Raw genomic sequence first — 23563 nt, 5'->3', positions numbered from 1 at the left:
TTTTCCTATTTCTACTTCTAATTTGTGGATTTTTGGAATTTGCAAATATTAAGGTCAATGAAAAGAATAATTTTAGCGATGCTACTATTTTGTGTTTTAGGTTTTGCAATAATTTATAAAGTAAAATTTCTTTCTGTAAAAAAAGAGCATAAAGAAATACAGTATTTTTTAGTAAAACCAGATACTTCCGAAATAGATTCTAATGCCAATAACGAAATTGATTTTTTTTTTACGAAATATGGTTTTATCGATAAAAATGGTAAAGAACTAGTTCCGATTATATACGATGGATTGTCAGTGGTTTCAGAAAATTTTATATTATTAAAATTAAATAATAAATGGGGCGCGATAGACAAAACAGGTAATCAGATTTTTCCTTTTAAATATGATGATGTTGATGATTTAGGTGATGGAATTAAAGTGAAACTTAATGAAAAGTGGGGACTTGTTAATGAAGAAGGAGTTGAAACAATTGCTTTAAAGTATGATGAAATAAATTCTTATAATGGTTTTGCTGAGGTAAGAATTAATGACAAATGGGGGATTTTAAATAAAGTTGGAAAAGAAATAGTATCAATTAAGTGTGATCAAGTTGATATTTATAACGAGAACATTTTTTTAATAAGCATTAATAATAAGTATGGTTTTGTAGATAGAAGAGGAACTATGGTGACATCAGTTAAGTATGATGAATGTTTGACTGATTTAACTGAAAACTATAGAGTTGGCTTAAATACTAGCCAATATTGGGTCAATAAATATGGAAAAGAAATAAAATTATTAAGATCCTATGATAAAATAAGTTTTTTTCATGAAGGAGGCGCTTTAGTAGTATACGATGGTAAATGTGGATTTATAGATAAAACAGGAAAGGAAATAATCCCATTAAAATATGATTACGAGGAGGGAGTAAGATATGATCCTCAATTTTTTAGTGAAGGTTATGCGGCTGTAAATAAAAAGGGCAAGTGGGGTTTTGTGAACGCATTAGGAAAAGAAGTTATAGCATTAAAATATGATTATGTATATCATTTTTCTGAAGGTATGGCAGGTGTATTCTATAATAATAAATGGGGATTTATTGATAAGAAAGGTAAGGAGGTAATTCCTATAAAATATAATTTCGTTGGTCATTTTTATAACGGAATAACACGTATTGAACTTAACGGTAAAATTGGATTTATAAATAAAAAGGGAGTTTTGATAACGCCAATTAAATATGAAAATACTTTTGGTTGGGCAGATGAATGCCGAATGGATTCAGAAGAAGGCTTGGCGCGTGTACAATTAAATCATAAATGGGGATTTATAGATATGACAGGAAAAGAGGTTATTCCTCTAAAATATGATAAAGTTGAGCAATTCTATAAAAACAGGGCAAAAGTTTGTTTAAATAATAAATACGGTTTTATTGATAAAAACGGAAAAGAAATTACTCATATTAAATACGATGATGTAGAAAATTTTAATAATGGTTTTGGAATTGTAAAAATAGAATTTAATGAGTATGGTTTTCCATGCTCTACGCCTTATTTAATTAAAGGATTTCCTGACTTTACATATAATTAATTTTGAATGATATTAATAAAAAAGCCAGTCTTATTTTTGATGAAACTCCAGCCTGATCAAATTTGAAATATTGACTCAGTAACTCCTATGCAAAAGAACGTTATTGTATTGGTTTGTGAACTAATAGGTTTTCTTTTAGAATACTTATTTATGGAATTTGCTAACTGCATATATTCTTAAATTACGAATCAAGAGTTTTTGCAGATAAATTATAAGTAGGCGTTTGGAAGGGTTTGCATTGGAACTAATCATAATATCTTAAATTATTAATTTTAAAACCTTTGCTGGCTTCGGTATAAAAAGGATTGAAATAATTTTACAGTTATTAAATAAATAAAATTAATTTAAATATTATGAAAAGAATTTTAATAACTGCCTTTTTTTTAAGTCTGTTTATAAATATAAATGCGCAAAAAAAGAAAAGCCCAGCAAAGACAACAGCTACAAAAACAACTGTTGAAAAGGTAGATACAACCAAGGGTATTAACGAAAATAATTATGGATCTGTTGTTCAGTATATTAACGAAATAGTAAGCTGCTTAAATAAACAGCAAAAAGAACTAAGTGATCGTGAAGAATATTATAAAACCTGGTCGGATTATTTTTTGAATAATAAGAGCAACTCTAAAAACAAGGTGATTTACAGTCCTTATATTTCCTATGATCTAACCAAAAATAATGCTCGCTGTACAAAAGCCGATGCTCCTAATATTATGGAAACAACAGATGTTAGTTTCTATAATGAAAATTATAATACTCTTGGTGATACCTTTCAAAAGATTGCTTTAATATGGAATGATATGGCATCTTTTAGTAAGCCTAATGTTCCAACTTTAGATTATGGTAAAAAGAAATGTGAGGAATTAAGCACTTTATTAGACACTTATTATCAAACGCGTGAAAAATTAAGCTTGCGTAATAAACAATTACAAAAACAACTATTTCCTTATTCAGTCGCAAAATCTCCATATAAAGTTGCTTATACCAATCTGTATAATGATTTAGATGCCATCAAGGACTTTATCAGTTTATGTACCAGTTCCAATAATTTAAATAGTGATTCGATTAAAAATAGTTTAATTGAACTTGAAGGTCCTGTGTCAGAGCATTTATTGTATGGTAATGAAAACCAAACACCATCGAATTACAAAGATTTTTATGAAACGGCTAGCAAGTATATCGTTTTAAGTACAAAAGCCAAACTTAATGGAAAAGGACTTCAAAGTAAAGATATAGAACAGTTGGTTTACAATTATAACAATTATCTTATTCCTTCATATAACAATGCCATGCGTTAATTTAAAAATTTGTATGTTTATTTATTGTAAGAACATTAAGTAGGATATTTCTATAACAAAAAAAGCCGATTTCAATAAAAATGCCCAAATAGTGTCTAACTTTTTTGGGGCAGTTCATCAATTTGAAATCGGCTTTTTTGTTTACTAATATAAAAATTTACTTCTGAAAATTTTTATGATTGTGTTTGCGCTTGTAATGTGTTTGCTTTAATTGTTTTTTATCTTCCGATATAATACTTATAGTACCGTCAATTTCTAACATAGCAAGCTTTACTTCAGTAAAATATTCAATTCCATGTTCGCGCATGGCTTCTTTTAATTCTTCATGTGAGATGTCTAATTTGCTTAATACTTTAAAATCTAATTTTCCGTCGTGAATTAGAATTTCAGGTTTCTCTAAAAGTAAATCGTTTAAACCTTTGTATTTATGCGTAAGTTTTTTGATTATATAATTAATTACAAATAAAACCAAAGCAGCGACTAAACCTCCCCAAAGACTTGTATCAGGCCCAACCATTGCATTTTGAACTGAATTACTAATTAGTAAAATCAGAATAATGTCAGCAGTATTTAATTGGGAAAGTTCTTTTTTTCCAAAAACTCTTAAAGCAATGGTCATGAAAAAATAAACTGCCACACTTCTTAAAATAATATCTAAATAGGGGTATAGTGTCATTTTTTTTTTGGATTTATGTTTAAAAAAAAGCTTTGTCATAGTTTAAAACTTTGACAAAGCTAGTATGTGTTTTTGTCATCCCGAGGAACGAGGGATCGCATTAGAAACTCCGCAAAGTAACCGAAAATCGTTGTCGAGTTACGTGTGCGATCCCTCGTTCCTCGGGATGACAATATAGGGTTACTTTGTTTTTTAGTATACGAATTGATTAACTTATATCAATTTGAAATTCTTTTCAATTGCTTTGATCATTTCTCCGGCTACATCTTTATTGGTTGCTCCTTCAATTCCTTCAAGACCCGGAGAAGAGTTCACTTCGAGCAATAGAGGGCCTTTAGAAGAACGAATAATGTCAACACCTGCTACTTTTAAGTCCATAGCTTTTGCGGCCTTAATAGCAATCTTTTTTTCTTCGGCAGTCACCTTTATGACAGAAGCAGTTCCTCCAAGGTGAATGTTTGCCCTAAATTCGCCCGGCATAGCTTCACGCTGGATTGCAGCAACTACTTTTCCGTCGATTACAAAACAACGAATATCTTTTCCGTTTGCTTCTTTAATAAATTCCTGAACTAAGATATTGGCATTTAAGCTTTTAAAAGCATTAATTACACTTTCTGCAGCTTTTTTGGTTTCGGCCAAAACAACTCCTTTTCCTTGGGTTCCTTCAAGCAACTTCACAATTAGCGGAGAACCGCCAACCATTTTAATCAGATTATCGGTATCTAAAGGAGAATTGGCAAATCCGGTTGTCGGAATGTCAATACCGCTGTTTAAAAGTAATTGAAGTGAATATAATTTATCACGCGATTGTGTTATGGCTGTAGCCGAATTTAAAACGAAAACCTTCAAAGCCTCAAATTGTCGGGTCAAAGCACAACCGTAAAAAGTAATGCTTGGTCTGATTCTCGGAATAATGGCATCAAACTGATTTAAGATTTTTCCGCCTCTGTAATGAATTTCAGGGGTCTTGGCATCCAGTTTCATATAACATTCCTTAATATTCAAAAAATGCATTTCATGGCCACGCATTTCTCCGGCTTCCATGATTCTTTTATTACTGTATAATTCAGGATTACTGGCCAAAAGCCCAATTCTTAATCCCGAGCTTGCTTTTTCGGAGTTTTTGTAAAGCTCTTTTAAAGCTTCAGTTGTTGGCTGTCCCAGTAAATATTTTTCTTCCGGATCAACCAGAACGCGCCCACTCATGGCTTCACGTCCCAAAAGCATTCTAAAACCCATTGAATCACGATTGGTAAGAGTCATTTCTATAGGCCATTTTACATCGCCTATTTTGAGACTGGTCTGGATTACATATCGATGTTCTCTAAATCCGCTTGAACTTTTTACAATTCTTTTGTCAACCAGAGGCGCTTCGCAATGGATAATTGTTTTTATGTTGTTCTGAATTGGGTTGATATCAAATTTTACCCAGTTCGCATCATTTTTTATAAATGGAGCTATGTTTATGGCGTGCATTGCCGAAGTTTTGGCACCGGAATCAACACGGGCTTTAATTGTCGGGATTCCAAGTTCTGGAAATGAGCACCATTCTTCGCTGCCTAAAATGACCTTGTTTTGAAGCATATATTGTTTTTTATTATAAATTTTTAAATTCAAAAGTAGCTATTTGCTTTTACTAAAGATACTAATTTCCGCAAAAAAAATACCCGTTATGTTATGAAAACGTAACGGGTACTTTATTTTTGTTATAAATTTTAAGTAATTTATTGATTTGTCGGCTCTTCGGCTTTGTGTATTTCTACTGAAAGTTCCTGAGAATCGTCTTTTAGGTCCATTAAGATTTCGTCACCTGAATGAATTTTAGAAGTGATAATTTCTTCGGCTAACAAATCTTCAACATATTTCTGAATTGCTCTTTTTAGAGGTCTTGCTCCAAATTGTCTGTCAAAACCTTTCTCTGCGATAAAAGCTTTAGCTCTATCAGTAAGACGTAAGTTGTAACCTAATTCAGCAATACGAGAGTATAGTTTTTTAAGTTCAATTTCGATAATTAAATCAATATCAGATTTTTCTAAACTGTTAAATACAATTACATCATCAATTCTGTTTAGGAATTCTGGAGCAAAAGTTTTCTTCAATGCATTTTCGATGATACTTTTTGAGTTCTCATCGGCCTGAGCTACTTTTGCAGCAGTTCCGAATCCTACGCCTTGTCCGAAGTCTTTCAACTGACGGGCTCCAACATTCGAAGTCATGATAATGATAGTGTTTTTAAAATCAATTTTACGACCCAAACTATCTGTCAAATATCCATCATCCAAAACCTGAAGCATCATGTTGAATACATCCGGATGCGCTTTTTCAATTTCGTCTAAAAGCACAACACAATATGGTTTTCTGCGAACTTTTTCTGTCAGCTGACCGCCTTCTTCATAACCAACATATCCCGGAGGCGCTCCAACTAAACGGGAGATTGCAAATTTCTCCATGTATTCACTCATGTCGATACGAACTAATGCATCCTCAGAATCAAATAATTCTTTTGCTAAAACTTTCGCCAATTGTGTTTTTCCAACTCCGGTCTGACCTAAGAAAATAAACGAACCAATTGGTTTGTTAGGATCTTTAAGCCCGGCTCTGTTGCGTTGTATAGAACGTGCAATTTTCAATACAGCTTCATTTTGACCGATTACTTTATTCTGAATCAATTCAGGTAATTTGGCCAGTTTGTTGCTTTCTGTTTGTGCAATTCTGTTTACTGGTATTCCGGTCATCATAGAAACAACATCAGCTACATTATCTTCTGTAACTTCGATACGGTTGTTTTTAGAATCTTCTTCCCATTGTTCCTGAGCAACAGCTAGATCTTTCTCAATGCGTTTTTCATCATCGCGAAGTTTGGCAGCTTCTTCATATTTTTGTTTTTTAACAACCATATTTTTAAGCTCACGAACTTCTTCTAACTGACGCTCTAAATCTAAGATTTGTTTTGGGACATCAATATTGGTAATGTGTACACGAGACCCTGCTTCATCCATTGCATCGATAGCTTTGTCCGGTAAAAAACGCTCAGACATATATCTGTTTGTTAATTTAACACACGCTTCAATTGCTTCCTGAGTGTAAGTTACATTATGGTGATCTTCATATTTGTCTTTTACGTTATTCAAAATCGCAATAGTTTCTTCAACAGAAGTCGGTTCAACAATTACTTTTTGGAAACGTCTTTCTAATGCACCATCTTTCTCTATATATTGTCTGTATTCATCAAGAGTTGTTGCACCAATACATTGGATTTCGCCTCTTGCCAAAGCAGGTTTGAACATATTGGAAGCATCAAGTGAACCTGTTGCTCCGCCAGCACCTACAATAGTGTGAATTTCGTCAATAAATAAAATAATATCATCATTTTTTTCAAGCTCGTTCATTACAGCTTTCATTCTCTCTTCAAACTGACCGCGGTATTTTGTTCCTGCTACTAAACTGGCAAGATCTAAAGTTACCACACGTTTGTTGAAAAGAATACGTGATACTTTTTTCTGGATTATGCGCAATGCCAATCCTTCTGCAATTGCAGATTTACCAACACCAGGTTCTCCGATAAGGAGTGGGTTGTTCTTTTTTCTACGGCTTAAAATTTGAGAAACACGTTCAATTTCTTTTTCGCGTCCTACAACAGGATCCAGTTTTCCTTCCTCGGCCATTTCTGTTAAATCTCTCCCAAAATTATCTAACACCGGAGTTTTAGATTTTTTGTTTGACTTATTGGCGGGATTATTAAAACTACTCTCTTTAAGACTGTCATCTTGTCCTGAATCATCGTTGTATGATTCGTTTCTTGGCAAGTTTTCTAAGAATTCTTCTTCGTTTGGCGTCATGTTTAAATATTGTTCTTTAGCTATGTCATAATCTATTTTTAGTTTATTCAACAGCTTGGTTGTTGGATCGTTTTCGTTGCGTAAGATACATAATAGCAGGTGCGCCGTACTAATTGATGAGCTTTGAAATACTTTAGCTTCGAGAAAAGTGGTCTTCAGGGCTCTTTCGGCCTGTCGGGTAAGGTGAAGGTTTTTCTTTTCGGCATTTATTTCTACGCCCAGATTAGCAGGACTCAGTATTTCTACTTTTCTGCGCAAATGATCTAAATCGACTGCCAGGTTATTAAGTATATGAATAGCTTTTCCGTTACCATCTCTTAAAATGCCCAACATTAGATGTTCAGTACCAATAAAGTCGTGGCCCAAACGTAAGGCTTCCTCTTTACTGTAGGTAATAACATCTTTTACTCTTGGTGAAAAATTATCATCCATAATATATAATTGATATAGTAAATTTAATGATTTACAGTTTCAAAAACAAAAACCGTACCCTTCAATATCTCCTGACAGCTAATAGACAAAAAAAATAACAATAAAAGCGTTAAAAAACGCTTAATTTATTAACTAAAAGACCAAAAAATGTTGTTAATAAATCATTGAAATAAGTGTAAGTAAATAGCTGAAAAAATTTCAAAAAAACGTATCTTGGCACGCTTTGAAACTAATATAATTATTAAACATAACAACTTATGTCTGAAGGAGAAAAGTTAATTCCTATTAACATAGAAGATGAAATGAAATCAGCTTACATCGATTATTCGATGTCAGTAATCGTATCGAGAGCGCTTCCAGATGTTAGAGATGGCTTGAAACCAGTGCATCGAAGAGTTCTTTACGGAATGTATGACTTAGGAGTAACATCAAGATCTGCCCACAAAAAATCTGCAAGAATCGTAGGAGAGGTTCTGGGTAAGTACCACCCGCACGGAGATACCTCTGTTTATGATGCAATGGTGCGTATGGCTCAGGAATGGAGTATGAGATATTTATTAGTTGATGGTCAGGGTAACTTTGGTTCTGTCGATGGTGACAGTCCGGCAGCAATGCGTTATACTGAGGCCAGAATGCGTAAAATCTCAGAAGATATTATGGCAGATATCGAAAAAGAAACAGTTGATTTTCAACTAAACTTTGACGATACTTTATATGAACCAAAAGTAATGCCTACAAGAGTTCCTACCTTGTTAGTGAACGGAGCAACAGGTATTGCAGTAGGTATGGCAACTAATATGCCTCCTCATAATTTAACTGAAGTTATCAATGGTACTTTAGCGTACTTAGATAATAACGATATTGAAGTTGACGAATTAATGACACATATTAAAGCTCCCGATTTTCCAACCGGTGGTGTAATATATGGTTATGAAGGCGTTCGCGAAGCTTTTAAAACCGGAAGAGGACGTATTGTAATGCGTGCTAAGGTTGGTTTTGAAGAAGTTGACGGAAGAGAATGTATTATTGTTACTGAAATTCCGTATCAGGTTAACAAAGCCGAAATGATCAAACGTACGGCGGATTTAGTTAACGATAAAAAAATTGAAGGCATTGCCAATATTCGTGACGAGTCGGACAGAAACGGTATGCGTATCGTTTATATCCTGAAACGTGATGCTACACCAAACGTAGTGTTGAATACCTTATATAAATTCACTTCATTACAATCTTCTTTCAGTGTAAATAATATTGCATTGGTAAAAGGCCGCCCACAAATGCTGAATCTAAAAGATATGATTCACTATTTTATTGAGCACCGTCATGATGTTGTTGTTCGCAGAACGCAGTTTGAATTGCGCAAGGCAGAAGAAAGAGCTCATATTTTAGAAGGGTTAATTATTGCATCTGATAATATTGATGAAGTAATCGCTATAATAAGAGGTTCTAAGAATACCGAAGAAGCTCGTGAAAAATTAATCGAAAGATTCAAATTATCAGACATTCAGGCTCGTGCTATTGTTGAGATGCGTCTGCGTCAGTTAACAGGTCTGGAACAGGATAAGTTAAGAGCTGAGTTTGAAGAATTAATGAAGTTAATTGAGCACTTAAAAGCTTTATTGGCAGATGTTGATTTAAGAACAGCTTTAATTAAGGAAGAACTGGAAGAAATCCGTGAAAAATACGGAGATGCCCGTCGTTCTCAAATTGAATATTCTGGTGGAGATGTAAGTATCGAAGATTTAATTGCTGATGAAAATGTAGTTATTACAATTTCGCACGCTGGTTATATCAAACGTACAAACCTAACAGAATACAAAACGCAAAACAGAGGAGGAGTTGGACAAAAAAGTGCAGGAACAAGAGATCAGGATTTCCTTGAGCACATGTTCGTTGCAACCAACCATCAATATATGATGTTCTTTACACAAAAAGGAAAATGTTTCTGGATGCGTGTTTATGAAATTCCGGAAGGAAGTAAAACAGCAAAAGGCAGAGCAATCCAAAACCTGGTGAACATTGAAAGTGATGATAAGGTAAAAGCTTTCATTTGTACACAAGACTTAAAAGACAAAGATTACATCAACAGCCATAATCTTGTTATGGTAACCAAACAAGGCCAGGTTAAGAAAACTTCTTTAGAGAAATATTCTAAGCCTCGTGTAAATGGTGTTGCTGCTATTACAATTAAAGAAGGGGATGAATTACTGGAAGCAAAATTAACTGATGGGGAAAGCCAAATTATTCTGGCAGTTAAATCTGGTAAATTAGTTCGTTTTGAGGAAACAAAAACACGTCCGATGGGAAGAACAGCTTCAGGAGTGCGTGGAATTACCTTAAAAGATGATACTGATGAAGTAATTGGTATGGTTACTGTAGGTAAAAATGATGTTACAGATTCTCAGATTTTGGTAGTTACTGAAAATGGTTACGGTAAACGTACTAAATTGGTAGATGACGATGGAGAAGATGTTTACAGAATTACAAACCGTGGAGGAAAAGGTGTAAAAACACTTAATATCACGGAAAAAACAGGAAAATTAATCTCGATTAATGCTGTAACAGATTCTGACGATTTAATGATTATCAATAAATCAGGATTAACAATCAGAATGGCAATTGAAGATCTTCGTGTAATGGGTCGTGCTACTCAGGGTGTAAGATTAATTAACCTGAAAGGAAAAGATTCTATCGCTGCAGTTACTAAAGTAATGAAAGACGAAGCAGAAGAAGTTGTTGTTGATGAAGATGGTAATGTTATTGAATCTGCCATTGAAAGAATAAAACCAGATTTGGAAGTTCTTGAAGATGATGGTGTAGTCGAAGATGACGACGATGATGCTGATGATGTTCCGGAAGAAGACGAAAACGATTCTGAAGAAGAATCTGAAGAATAAGAATAAAAACCACTATAATTAAAATTAAATACAAATTGAATATTATGAAAAGTAAATATGTAATACTAGCATCAGCATTCTTGATTTCAGTAGCTACTTTTGCTCAGAAAGATCAAATTAAAGGTGCTGAAAAAGCATTAAAAAGCGGAGATGCTCAGGGTGCAATTTCACAATTAAAAGATGCAGAGAATCTTATTGTAAATGCAAAAGATACAGAACAAGCTCAATATTATTTTGTTCAGGGAAATGCTTATTTGGATTTGGCTACTAAAAAAGTAGATGAAAGCAAAAATCTGTCACTTGCTGCAGAAAGCTATAAAAAATTAATTGAAGTTGAAAAAACATCAGGAAAACAAAAATATTCCACTCAGGCTGCTACTTCAATTACAGATATTAAAGGAAAGCTGATTAACTCAGCAATTGCAGATACACAGGCAAACAAACATTCTGAAGGAGCTAAAAAGTTGTATGATGCTTATACATTGGATAAAAATGATACAATTAACTTGTATTATGCAGCTTCTACTGCAGTAAATGCTCAGGATTATGATACTGCACTTCCTATGTATGAAGAGTTAAAAAAACTTAACTACTCAGGAAAAGGTACTAGCTACACAGCTATTAACAAGGCTACTCAAAATGAAGACGGTTTTAATAATGCTAAAGAAAGAGATTTGGCTGTCAAATTAGGAACTCACGAAAAACCAAAAACAGAAGCTATTCCTTCTAAAAGAGGTGAGATCTATAAAAATCTTGCTTTGATTTTAGTTCAGAAAGGCCGTATAGAAGATGCTAAAAAAGCTATCGCAGATGCACGTAAAACTAATCCGGAAGATTCTTCTTTGATTCTTTCAGAGGCAAATTTATACCTTGAATCTAAAGATTTTGAAACATACAAAAAATTAGTTGGTGAGGCTTTACAAAAAGACCCAAACAATGCTGATTTAGTATTTAATTTAGGAGTAATTAGTGCTAACTCAAAAAACAATGCAGATGCTGAAAAATATTATTTAAAAGCTATCGAAATCAATCCTAATTATACAAATGCATACTTAAACCTTGCTGCATTAAAGTTAGAAGCTGAAAAACCAATCATTGATGAAATGAACAAATTGGGTACTTCTGCAAAAGACATGAAACGTTATGATGTTTTGAAAGCTCAGAGAGAAAATGTATTTAAAGGAGTGATTCCTTATCTTAAAAAGGCTAACGAACTTGATCCTAAAAACGAAGATGTTTCTAAAACGTTATTAGGTGTTTATAAAGCACTAGAGATGACTGCTGAGGCTAAAGAGTTAAAAGCAAGAATGTAATCTGAAAATAAAGCATAAAAAAACCAAGGCTAATTAGTCTTGGTTTTTTTTATGCCTTATAATTTTATTTAGCTTAATAAAGTAGCAGATAAGGTAATAGTTGTATTTAATAATTTAGAGATCGGACAGATTTCTTTTGCTTTTGCTGCTGTCTTCTCAAATTCTTCTGCAGAAATTGAAGGTACTTTTCCTTTTAAATCTAAATGTATCAAAGTTATCGTTCCGTCTTCAAATGTAACTGTAGCTTCTGTGGTTAAATCATCTGCAGTAAAGCCTCCTTCATTTAGTAAAAAACTTAATTGCATCGTAAAACAGCCTGAGTGAGCTGCAGCAACTAATTCTTCAGGATTGGTTCCTACGCCGTCAGCAAATCTTGTTTTAAATGATAATTGCGCATTGTCTAAAGTGGTACTTTGTGTGCTGATTTTTCCTGTACCTTCCATACCGGTTCCTTTCCAGTTGGCATTTGCTTTTCTAGTAAATTTCATATTCTAAGATATTAAGTTTATAACCTTTTGATACTCAAATATAATCAATATTTTGCAGAATAGTTTTATAGAATTTTGTTACAATGTTAAGTTTGGGGGTTTATAGCCTTATCTACAGTTCAGATTCGTCATGCTGAGCGGAGTCGAAGCCCGTTGCTATTGGAAAATATTCCAAACAAAATTCCGTTGTCTTTGATTAAAATATGTTACTAAATATAAAAGCTGTAATGAAAATTTTCCATTACAGCTTTTGTATTTAATGTTTCGGCTAACGTTTCGTGGGTTTCGACTCCGCTCAACCTGACAATTATTGGCCAAAATTATGAATCAACTTATTCCTGACCTAAGTTTCTCAATTGTCTTAATTTATCCTTCCAAACCTCAAGACTTTCCTTGTGAATTGCAATATTTTTGCGAACTTCAAGAACTATAGAATTCTCTTTTTTAGCGTTTTTGGTATTGGTAAAAAACTGAATATTGTTTTCTAACTGGAAGATTTCATTTTGAACTTCCTCAATTTTACGCATCAGGAATATTTTTTCATTATCTAATTTGCGTGTATCATTACTATCAGACAAAGAATCTATTCGGTTAGAAAAACGCATCATTTCAGTTTCTTTTTTACTAAGACTTAACTTTTCAAAAAGGGCATCCAGTATTTTATTGAATTTACCTTCGATGTGACGTCTTGCAAACGGAACTTTTCCAAAACCTTTCCAGGTTTCGATATGTGCTTTTATAGCATCTAAATCTGTTTTGTGATCGCCGGTAAGCTGAAACGCTCTTAAGGTTTCTAAGTATGCTTTTTTGTTGTCAAAAGAAGCTACTTCCTCGACATTCTCCTCAGATTTATGTTCTTTTAGCTTATCAAAGTAATGGTTGCATGCATCTTTAAATTCTTTCCAGATTTTATCAGAATATTTTTTAGGTACATGACCAATTTGTTTCCATTCCTCCTGAATTTGCTTCATAATTGGAGTAGTAGAACCAAAATCTGTACTTTCCTGTAATTCTTTTGCCTTGGCAACCAATGCCATTTTTTTATTTAAATTATCGTTCTGATCCTTTTTAATGTCTTTATAAAACGAATTTTTAAATGAATTAAAGTTTCTTACAGCAGTTTTAAAGGCAGCCCAGGTTTCTTCATTTACATCAGAAGGAACTTTTCCTGCCGCAAAAAACTCATTTCGTAATGCTTCAACTTTTTCTATTTGTACAAGCCATTGAGAGTGAGAGTTCACTTTCTCGGTTCCAAGAACTTCAAGTTTGGCAATTATTTCTTTTTTTGCTTTTAGATTTTCATGCTCATTAACTCTTTGGCTTTCAAACAGCACTTCTCTTTTATCATGGATTTTTTTAGTCAGTTCGCTAAATTTATTCCAGATAGTATCGCGATGTTCTTTAGAAACCGGTCCAATATCTTCTTTCCAGATTCGGTGTAAATCCTGAAGTTCTCTAAAAGCTTTACTGATATCAGTTTCATTTACCAGTTCTTCAACACGAGTAATGATTTTTTGCTTTTGTTCAAGATTGTATTTAAAATCTAAATCCCTTGCTTCACGGTCTAAATGCAGATAATCATAGAAATTCTCTACATGAAAATGATAGTTATTCCAAACATGATTGTATTTGTCTTTTGGAATAGAACCTGCATTTTTCCATCTTTCTCTTAATTCATTAAAATGTTTAAGAGTATCTTTAATGTTTTCCTGCGGATTTATAAGTTCTTTTAGCTCTTCGACAATGGCAAGCCGAACTTCTAAATTAGATTTTAAATTGGTTTGCAGATGTTTAAAGTGTTCATTCCTTTTTTCTCTGAAAACATTATAATATTCATCAAATTTTGATTTTAAAGGAGAATGATATTCAAATTCTTCATTTGGGTCCTGATTAGAAGCATTGAATTCTTCTCTTTTTTCCTCTATAAGATGATTGTATTGTAGTAAAAATGATTTTTTAATTTCTTCAATATGCCCTTTTACAGACATTACCTTATCTGTGCTTATAAGTTTTTTTAATTCATCAACAAGCGCATCTAAAGAAAAAGTATCATAATCCTGCATAGGAATGTCATGGCGCTCTTTTAGCGTTTCATCTTCACTTTCTTCAGCATTCGAATTGGTTATCGCATCCAAAGCTTCCTGATGATCAGCTTCCTGAGCAGGAAGATTTTCCTGTTCACTTTCATCATTTGAAACTAAACTTTCTGCTGTCGCTACAGAATTCGATTCTTCAATAACATTCTCTTGACTCGAATTATTAATTTCGATTTCTAATTTTCCGTCTGCTTCCTGCAGGTTGTCATTCTTTTCTTCTAACATTTTAAAATGTGTAAGGTTTTTATTTAAACAGAGCGAAAGATACTAAAGGAGTTTCTAAATACAAAATAAATCATTTATTTATGCGCTATTTTAAGATGAAATTCATATCCTTTGCTGTAATTTTGACTCAGGTTAAATGTTTATTTATGGTTTTATTGAAATAAATTTAAATCAGGATTTAGTATTGTTTTTAGAAAAATCATATTAATCTATTAATTAAGAGAGGCATATAATAGTAAATCATAAATCAGAACAGGATAAGTATTCCAGCTTCAATTCCGTAATTATATGATTTTTTTCCTCCAAAAGCTACGCTGGGATGAATATAGATAAGATTATCAGGTGTGATCTTTCGTCCAAATTCTAAAAAAGCATTGTTTTGAAACCCTTCTAAGACAGTATTGTATCTAAAAGCAACATCACCGGAAATCCAATTTTTTCCAAAAAAGTACAATAATGTATTTTCACCGACAATTACACTTACATCACTTCGCTGGGAGGAACCGGCAAAACTTGCCTGATATTCTATAGAGGTGAGCCAGAGTAATTTTTTTTCTTTTAAATAAGAAGAAAAGAAAACAGCGGGCATTATGACCCATTTCCCAGATCCGAGATTTGGATCAACTGCAGAATTAGCGGATACTTTTATTCTAAATGCAAAAGCATTATTTATTTCTCTATAGGGAATATAGCTGATTCCTGCACCGACATCGCCAAGTCCGGTTTTATTATCAGAATTAGTATTGGCAGAAATTAATGGTAAATCAAACCGTAAATTCCATGCCTTGCTTCCGATCGGTACCAACAGCCGCATTTGTGTAGTATTATACGAACCAGTATCGGTATCCAGATATTCATTAAAAAACAAAAGTGTGTTTACAAAATAATGATATCGTAGAGCAGAGTAAGGACTATTGGACTCAATTGTCCCCTGAGCATTTGTTGCAATTGAAATTAAAAGCGAAATGAAAATTACTTGTTTTTTCATAACCACCTGCTAATTAGTGGTATAAAAATACAAAAAAAATAGCTTAACAGTTGTTTTTCAGGTGCTTAATTATTTGTTCCATATTTTCCATGCTTTTTCAGCCTGGAAAATTAACATATCATAACCATTCTTTATAACTGCTCCATGTTCCTTTGCATTTTTCAAAAACTGAGTTTCTTCCGGATTATAAATTAGATCATAAGCAATGTGTTTTTCAGTAAAAAACTCATAAGGAAGATTAGGACATGCTGTAATGTTGGGGCTTGTACCGACTGGGGTACAATTGATTATGATCTGAAAATTGTCAAAAGTAGTTGCATTTATTAAATCATAATCAATAATGTTTTCCTTTGCTTCTCTCGAAACAAAAGTGTAGGGAATACTTAGCTCATCAAGAGCAAAGGCAACTCCTTTTGAAGCACCGCCAGTGCCCAAAATGAGTGCTTTTTTGTGATGTGGCTGTAATAAAGGTTCTAATGATTTCTTAAAGCCATAATAATCGGTATTGTAACCTTTTAGTTTTCCTTTTTTGGTAAATTTTATTGTATTGACTGCACCAATTAAAGTCGCTTTTTTTGAAAGTTTATCCAAAAACGGAATAACTTGTTCCTTGTAGGGAATCGTAACATTTAAACCTTTTAATTCAGGATTATTTGCAACTAACTCTGTAAAATCATTAATATCAGAAATATCGAAATTTTCGTAACTGTTGCCAGTAAATACTTCATCATTAAATTTTTCAGTAAAATATCCCTTAGAAAAAGAGTAACTAATATTACGTCCTAACAAGCCAAAACGTCTTTTTAAAGTATCAATCATTATTACTTTCTATGTTTTTCAATATAATTTTTAACCATTTTTTTTGCCCATACAACCGGAAAAAGATCTTCAATTAATATATAATTGTCAAAGTTCAGACGTAATCCGTTGCTCAAGTGAAATTTTGCTTTGGTCGTATCCTGAATCATAAAATATAATCCGGCTAAGCGATATTCAATTTCGTTTTCTTCCGGGAAATATTCTGATGCTTGTAATAAAGTTTGAATAGCACTTTCAAATTCTCCTAAAAACTGAAGTATATCAACCCAGAACAACCATGTATCTAACGCATAATCTCCAAATTCTACTGCTTTTCTATATCCGAATTCTGCCTCTTCAAAGAAATTCATTTGCTTGTTTATCGTTGCATAACGTTTCCAGTACAAACGATTCTGATTGTCGATTGCCAATGCTTTATTGACAAAAAACAATGCTTTTTGAAAGTTTTTTTGACGAACATGAAAATCTGTAATGGCAATCCAGCCTTTATCTAAAAGAGGATCTTCGTGTACAGTCTGATTGTAGTATTGTAATGCTTTTGCAGAATTACCCAGCTTTTCATAACACTTACCAATACGCAATAGAGCATACGAGGTTGCATCGTCTAATTCGATGGTACGGTTATAGCTTTCGATCGCTTTATTATATTTTTTCAAGCGTTCATACGCTTTTGCTTTTTCCATAAACGCGCCCAAAAATTCATCATCGATTAATGTTGCATAATCAAAAGCGCGAATTGCATTTTCATATTCTTTTACACCATAATGAAGGCGCCCTAATTGATGCCAGGCAATTTCACTATAAGGGTTTTTATTGATATAATCGTTAAGATAAACAATGGCTTCCTGATTTTGATCTAAAAATTCAAAACAATAAACTACGTTATACAAAGCAGACTGATCTTCTAAATCTTCCTCAAGGCACTTGATAAAACTTTCTTTTGCCAACTCAAGGTTATCCATAAAAAGATATTCCATTCCAATTAAGTTGTAAACGTCAGCATAGTCGTCAGTATATTGCAGGGCAATTTTAAGTAATTCGACTGCTTTTTCGTGTTGATCTCTTTTAGAACAGATATTGGCTTTCTGGATATAAATTTCCTCGTTATTAGGTTCGATTGCGTATAACTCATTCAAAAGCTTTTCAGCCAATTCGAGTTTTTCATCATAAACCAGCATTTCTACTTGTACTAATTTTAAGCCTGTAGATTTTGGATGTTGGTCTAATGCAAGTTTTAAGGCCTTTTTTGCTAAATTAGCCTTACCTATGTCTAAATAATGAAGAATAATTTCTTCAAATTCTTCAGAATCAAAAAAGAGCACTTTGTTAGTTTTTAACATAGACTCAAATTTGGATAGGGATAGGTTATAATCTTCTTCTTCGTTGCTTAATTGCATACTTTTTTTATTTGAAATTAGCCTGTTATAAATTTAGGCAACCATATTAGTGTTGAGAGGAACGCAAATTAATTGTTTTGAACAATTTAATTAACAATACAGACAGGATTTTGGCTGTTTTTTAAGTTGTAATCTTTTTATTTTTAAAAGATTATTGATTATGGGTTAATTGCTGTACTTGTTTTTTTGAAGCAAATTGTCTGCTCAGTTAATTTTTTAAACCTTCGTTCATTATATCATCCATAACGCTTAAAATTATGGCACAGCCTTCTCTTATTTCTTCATCAGAAATTGTCAAAGGCGGTGTTATTCTTATAGCGCAGCCTTCAAAAAGCAGCCAGAATAAAATCAGTCCTTTGTCCTGACAATTCAATATGACCTGATTTGTAATATCTGCGGTTTCGGTCATAGCGGCAAGCATTAATCCTTTTCCTCTTACTTCCTGTATCAAAGGATGTACCAAAAGCGATCTGAAGAGTTTTTCCTTTTCTAATGCCTCAGTCATCAAATTAGTTTCAGTTAATTCCTGCAAAGTGGCCAAACAAGCTGACGCAATGACAGGATGTCCTCCAAAAGTAGTTATATGTCCTAACTTTGGATTTTCAGTTAAAAGGTCCATTTTTTCTGCCGAAGCGGTAAAAGCACCAACTGGCATACCGCCGCCCATACCTTTTCCCATTACCACAATATCCGGAATTACATCATAATTTTGGAATCCAAAAAGTTTTCCTGTCCTTCCAAATCCAGGCTGAATCTCATCTACAATCATCATGGCGCCAACTTCATCACATCGTTTACGGACTTTTTGGAGAAAATTATCCTGTGGCTGAATAAATCCGGCACCACCCTGAATAGTTTCTAAAAGAATTGCAGCTGTTCTGGTTGTTATTTTTTGTAAATCTTCTTCGTTGTTAAAAGTGATAAAATCAACATCAGGAAGTAAAGGGCGAAAAGCCTGTTTTCTTTCTTCAAAACCCATAACACTCATTGATCCCATTGTATTACCGTGATAAGCATTGTGGCATGAAATAAGCTGACTGCGGCCTGTTGTTCTTTTGGCTAGTTTAAGGGCCCCTTCTATTGCTTCTGTACCGGAATTCACCAAATACGTTTTGTTTAATGATTCGGGCAGGAGAGAAGCCAGTAACTTGCAATATTCGACAGCCGGACTTTGAGAATATTCGCCATACACCATTACATGTGAATATTTGTCTAACTGATCCTTTATTGCCTGATTCACTCTTGGATGCTGATGACCTAATGTACAGGCTGAAACTCCTGCAACAAAGTCTAAATATTTTTTATTGTTTGTGTCGTATATGTAAGAACCGATGGCGTGCGAAACTTCCATTCCTAAAGGATATGGAGATGTTTGTGCCTGGTATTTTATAAAATCTGAATTCATTTCTTTTATAGGTTCAAAGTTGCAAAGGTACTAAGGTTCTGAGGTTTTAATTTTAGCATTAAGTTAAGTTTTATTAACTGAAAACCTGAATGTTAACCAATTGATTTTTAGTTGCCAAGAATTTATTGCTTCTTGGCTTTCTCTTTTGCTTTTGTAACTGTTTTAGATGTTGTTATAGGAGCTGTTTTCTTTTTATCATAATCTAAAGTTTCTTTCCTGATTTCCAACGGAACATTTTCTTTGGCATCTTCGTCTTTTCCTTCTTTGATTAATTTATCATTAAGCTCATTTTCTTCTGCGGTAAAAATATCATCTTTAGATTTTATTCGCTCATCACCACGCCATACAAGGCCTCTTAATTTTCGGGCATTTTCGGGCAAATCTGCTTCGGGGTAAATATCACCGTCAACTTTATTAAAAAAGGTAATAGTTTCGATAGCATTATTTTCTAAAATCATATTGATTTTACTGCTTACATTTTTATTGATACCAATAAGTTCATTCGCGTCATTCCGCATATAATAAATAACTTCGGTATTTTTTATGACATCAACATCGTGCAGTTTTCCTTCTCTGAATTTCCCAAATAAATTAATTCCTTTTACCTGATTAAATCCTGTACCAAGCGTATCCCTCGAGACAATAAAGGTGTTATTAAGCACTTTTAAGGAATCTATTTTTCGGGTTGTATTATCTCCGATCAAATGCATTACATCACCCGTAATCTGACTTTCTCCGTTCCATAATATTGGATTTCCGATAAGTTTTGTCAACGCAGTTTTAGAGTTTGAATGTATCGAATCGCATTTTCCGCTCATATCAGTTTTATAAAAACGGACATTATTAAAAGCTCTTAAAATTCGCTCGCCCTCTTTTCCTGTTACCATTAATTTTTTTCCGTGAATGTAAACAGAATCATTGTCTACAAAATTAACAGCGACAGCCCTTTTGGTTACAAACATCGAATCCTTAAGTTTAAAAACTTCAGCATAATGACCTTTAACAATCCCGCGATTTATAGAATCCGTGATTTTTACATTCCGGGTAGCCGATGCAAATTCAGTATTTCGGTTATAATATAAACTGTCTCCTTCTATTCGCCGGTCGTCATATTTTATATACGATTTTCTGAGTAAGTGTGCCAGATTTTTCTTGGTGTCATAAAACCCTTTTTCAGTATAAATATAATTGGTTTTACTGGTAATGGTCGAAGGCCCAAATAAATAACTATGCCCGGAATTGCTATAATAATCCAGATGATTGGATTTTATAACATATTTAGGGTTGGTTAACACGACTGCCGTCAAAAAACGAAATTTTTTCTCCGTAACATAATATCTTCCTGATTTACTCACCAAAGTATTGTCCTTATTGACTATAGTACCTTTTGTGTTATAGAAAACCTGTTGAACATTACGATCAAAATTAATAGTATCCGTTTGTAAAGTTGCATCAGGAGAGGTCATAACCGCATTTCCTGTAGCAAAAGCCTGTTTCATGTTTCCATTATATTCAGCATATTTACTGTTCAGATACAATGTATCACCCTGTACTAATTGTACATTTCCAAAGGCTTTTAAATAATTTTCTTTTTGAAAAAAGTAAGCTTTATTACAAGTTAGTACAACACCATCATGATTAACCCTTACATTTCCGGTTAGTAAAAGAGCATCTGGCATTGCTACCTGATCGACATCAGAAAAATCAGCATTCTCTACAATGATTTTTTTTGGCGCTTGCGCAAAAATGCTCTGAACACTTAAAAGAAGCAAACAATAAGTTATGAAAAAGAGTAATTTCTTCAATTGATTAAATTTTTGTCAAATTTATGAAAAAGGTTACAACCTTTACTGATATTAGGATTAATTTATATTTTTAGGTAAAGAGGTACAGAGTGGCAAAGGTTCAAAAGTTTTTGATTAAGATTTCAAAAGACCTTTGTCACTTTGAACCTTTGTAACTCTGTACCTTTTTTTAATTTATTAACAAAACACAGAACTCTCACGTTGTAGTAAGTCATTTCTAATACGTTTTGAGACAATTTGAGGTGATTATTATTTGAACTTTAAAAATTAGTCTAAATTTAGAAAATGATTTCAGGTGCTTTAGTTTAATTCTGAGATTCAAAAAGATCAGATTATAAAAAGGAATATGATAAATAAAAAAATTATTGTTGCAGGATTAGCTGCAACAATGCTGCTTTCGGCATGCAAAACAAAAGATTTAAGAATGAATACAGCAAAGGAAGAAACTCCAACAGATAAAAAAGTTGTAGTTTATCAGGTTTTTACGCGTCTGTTTGGGAATAAAAATGCAACTAATAAACCATGGGGTACTATCGAAGAAAATGGTGTTGGAAAATTTAATGATTTTACAGATAAGGCATTAAATGAAATTAAGGATTTAGGAGTTAATTATATTTGGTATACAGGGGTTCCGCATCATGCGCTCGTCCGTGATTATACCGCATACGGAATCTCAAATGACGATCCTGAGGTTATAAAAGGAAGAGCTGGCTCGCCGTATGCAGTAAAAGATTATTATAATGTAAATCCGGATTTGGCTGTAAATCCTGCAAATCGATTGCAGGAATTCGAAGCCTTGATTGCACGAACACACAAAGCTGGCTTAAAAGTTATTATAGATATTGTACCAAATCATATTGCCCGTAAATACGAGGAAAAAAACAATCCGGACGGAGTCAAGGATTTTGGAGCTGATGATAATGTAAATGTAGAATACAGCAGAGATAATAATTTCTATTATATTCCGAATGAACACTTTCAGATTCCGGATGGGGATATTCCGTTAAACGGAGAAAAAAATCCTTTGATTGATGGTTCTTTTGATGAAAATCCTGCAAAATGGACAGGAAACGGATCAAGAAAAGCGAAACCGGACCAAAATGACTGGTATGAAACCGTAAAAGTAAATTACGGGATACGCCCTGATGGTTCAAAAGATTTTCCAGAACTGCCAGCGGGTTTTGATCAAAAAAACTATGAAGAACATTTTGCTTACTGGCAGGATAAAGATGTTCCGGATTCCTGGAAAAAATTTAAATCGATTGCTTTATACTGGACAGCAAAAGGAGTAGATGGCTTTCGCTATGATATGGCAGAAATGGTTCCGTACGAATTTTGGAGCTATATGAATTCGGCTATCAAGATGAAAAATCCAAACGCTTTTTTATTAGCCGAAGTTTATAATCCTAATGAATACCGTAATTATATCCGTTTAGGAAAAATGGATTATTTATATGATAAAGTAGAAACGTATGATAAACTAAAGGATATTATTCACGGAAAAGCATCTCCTGATGGATTATCTGATATTCAAAAAGGAATGTCAGACATAGAGCATCATATGTTACATTTCTTAGATAATCATGATGAGCAGCGGTTAGCAAGCCCTGAATTTGCAGGAACTCCCGAAAGAGGAAAACCTTTAATGGTTGTTTCTGCCACAATTAGCACATCGCCAACAATGGTTTATTTTGGACAGGAAGTAGGAGAGGCGGGTAATGAGGATGCAGGTTTTGGAAAACGTTCCAGAACTTCAATTTTTGATTACATCGGGGTTCCTAATCACCAGAGATGGATGAATGGTGGTAAATTTGACGGAGGACTACTTTCAGAATCAGAAAAGAATTTGCGTGATTTTTACAAGCGATTATTGAATTTTTCAATAAACAGCTCAGCTTTAATGGGAAGCTTTCAGGAAATTCAATCTGTAAACCGTCAAAATAATTCGGGTTATGATGAATCATTGTATTCTTATGTTCGCTGGTCAGCAAAACAAAAATTAATTATTGTTGCTAACTTCTCCTCAGATAAAACAAGCGAATTTGAATTGAGAGTTCCGGCAGATGTTATTTCAAAATGGAAATTAAAAGACGGTTCATATGTTCTTTTAGATCAGTTGTACTCAAAGAATAAAACATACTTTACCGTAAAGAATGGCGAAGGAGCAGCTAATATCAAAATTCTGCCTTCAGAATCTTTTATTTATGAAGTAAAATAAATGATGACTAGTCCTAAATAATCGATACAGATTATTAGACAAATATATTTAATTAAACACCTGTAAGAACTTTTTTTACAGGTGTTTTTCTTTTATAA

At 33.3% G+C, this 23563-nt stretch carries 15 protein-coding genes; 5 read left to right on the top strand and 10 right to left on the bottom strand.

What is annotated here, in order from left to right; genetic code table 11:
• Window positions 1–57: 57 nt before the first annotated feature.
• Window positions 58–1569, top strand: a complete 1512-nt coding sequence (locus JOD96_RS16950) for a WG repeat-containing protein (RefSeq protein WP_209565418.1) — start codon at window positions 58–60, stop codon at window positions 1567–1569.
• Window positions 1570–1922: 353 nt separating this feature from the next.
• Window positions 1923–2867, top strand: a complete 945-nt coding sequence (locus JOD96_RS16945; RefSeq protein WP_209565417.1) for a hypothetical protein — start codon at window positions 1923–1925, stop codon at window positions 2865–2867.
• Window positions 2868–3024: 157 nt separating this feature from the next.
• Here JOD96_RS16945 and JOD96_RS16940 read toward each other — a convergent pair whose 3' ends face one another.
• From JOD96_RS16940 to JOD96_RS16930, 3 genes are all read right to left on the bottom strand, one after another.
• Complete coding sequence (locus JOD96_RS16940) at window positions 3025–3543, bottom strand: DUF421 domain-containing protein (RefSeq protein WP_209565416.1); 519 nt, start codon at window positions 3541–3543, stop codon at window positions 3025–3027.
• Between the two features lie 213 nt (window positions 3544–3756).
• Window positions 3757–5127: a 30S ribosomal protein S6--L-glutamate ligase gene (rimK, locus tag JOD96_RS16935; RefSeq protein WP_209565415.1), complete on the bottom strand. Its 1371-nt coding sequence runs from the start codon at window positions 5125–5127 to the stop codon at window positions 3757–3759.
• 140 nt (window positions 5128–5267) lie between these two features.
• Complete coding sequence (locus tag JOD96_RS16930; protein WP_209565414.1) at window positions 5268–7814, bottom strand: ATP-dependent Clp protease ATP-binding subunit; 2547 nt, start codon at window positions 7812–7814, stop codon at window positions 5268–5270.
• A 257-nt stretch (window positions 7815–8071) separates the two neighbouring features.
• Here JOD96_RS16930 and gyrA point away from each other — a divergent pair, with 257 nt between their 5' ends.
• Window positions 8072–10711 carry a DNA gyrase subunit A gene (gene gyrA, locus JOD96_RS16925; RefSeq protein ID WP_209565413.1) on the top strand — a complete coding sequence of 880 codons (2640 nt, stop codon included), beginning with the start codon at window positions 8072–8074 and terminating at the stop codon, window positions 10709–10711.
• Window positions 10712–10755: 44 nt separating this feature from the next.
• On the top strand, window positions 10756–12024 hold the full coding sequence (locus tag JOD96_RS16920; RefSeq protein WP_209565412.1) for a tetratricopeptide repeat protein: 1269 nt from the start codon (window positions 10756–10758) through the stop codon (window positions 12022–12024).
• 68 nt (window positions 12025–12092) lie between these two features.
• On the opposite strand, the gene JOD96_RS16915 is transcribed toward JOD96_RS16920, so the two are convergent.
• The 7 genes from JOD96_RS16915 to JOD96_RS16885 all read right to left on the bottom strand — a co-directional run bounded on the left by JOD96_RS16915 (window position 12093) and on the right by JOD96_RS16885 (window position 21247).
• A complete protein-coding gene (locus JOD96_RS16915) occupies window positions 12093–12512 on the bottom strand; it encodes an OsmC family protein (protein ID WP_209565411.1) in 420 nt (139 codons plus the stop codon).
• Window positions 12513–12844: 332 nt separating this feature from the next.
• Window positions 12845–14833 (bottom strand): DUF349 domain-containing protein, encoded by a 1989-nt coding sequence (locus tag JOD96_RS16910; RefSeq protein WP_209565410.1) that lies wholly within the window; start codon window positions 14831–14833, stop codon window positions 12845–12847.
• 247 nt (window positions 14834–15080) lie between these two features.
• Window positions 15081–15821 (bottom strand): lipid A phosphoethanolamine transferase, encoded by a 741-nt coding sequence (locus JOD96_RS16905; protein WP_209565409.1) that lies wholly within the window; start codon window positions 15819–15821, stop codon window positions 15081–15083.
• 69 nt (window positions 15822–15890) lie between these two features.
• Window positions 15891–16640, bottom strand: coding sequence for a shikimate dehydrogenase family protein (locus JOD96_RS16900; protein WP_209565408.1), 750 nt, complete (start codon window positions 16638–16640; stop codon window positions 15891–15893).
• 2 nt (window positions 16641–16642) lie between these two features.
• A complete protein-coding gene (locus tag JOD96_RS16895; protein ID WP_209565407.1) occupies window positions 16643–18037 on the bottom strand; it encodes a tetratricopeptide repeat protein in 1395 nt (464 codons plus the stop codon).
• Window positions 18038–18245: 208 nt separating this feature from the next.
• Window positions 18246–19442, bottom strand: coding sequence for an aspartate aminotransferase family protein (locus JOD96_RS16890; RefSeq protein ID WP_209565406.1), 1197 nt, complete (start codon window positions 19440–19442; stop codon window positions 18246–18248).
• A gap of 122 nt (window positions 19443–19564) precedes the next feature.
• A complete protein-coding gene (locus tag JOD96_RS16885) occupies window positions 19565–21247 on the bottom strand; it encodes an OstA-like protein (RefSeq protein ID WP_410744291.1) in 1683 nt (560 codons plus the stop codon).
• Window positions 21248–21593: 346 nt separating this feature from the next.
• On the opposite strand from JOD96_RS16885, the gene JOD96_RS16880 reads away from it, so the two are divergent.
• Window positions 21594–23465 (top strand): alpha-amylase family glycosyl hydrolase, encoded by a 1872-nt coding sequence (locus JOD96_RS16880; RefSeq protein ID WP_209565405.1) that lies wholly within the window; start codon window positions 21594–21596, stop codon window positions 23463–23465.
• The last annotated feature ends 98 nt before the right edge of the window (window positions 23466–23563 follow it).

The sequence above is a fragment of the Flavobacterium sp. 1355 genome, from assembly GCF_017833415.1.
In the GTDB taxonomy this organism is placed as follows: domain Bacteria; phylum Bacteroidota; class Bacteroidia; order Flavobacteriales; family Flavobacteriaceae; genus Flavobacterium.
This window is presented reverse-complemented; position numbering and strand designations above follow the sequence as displayed.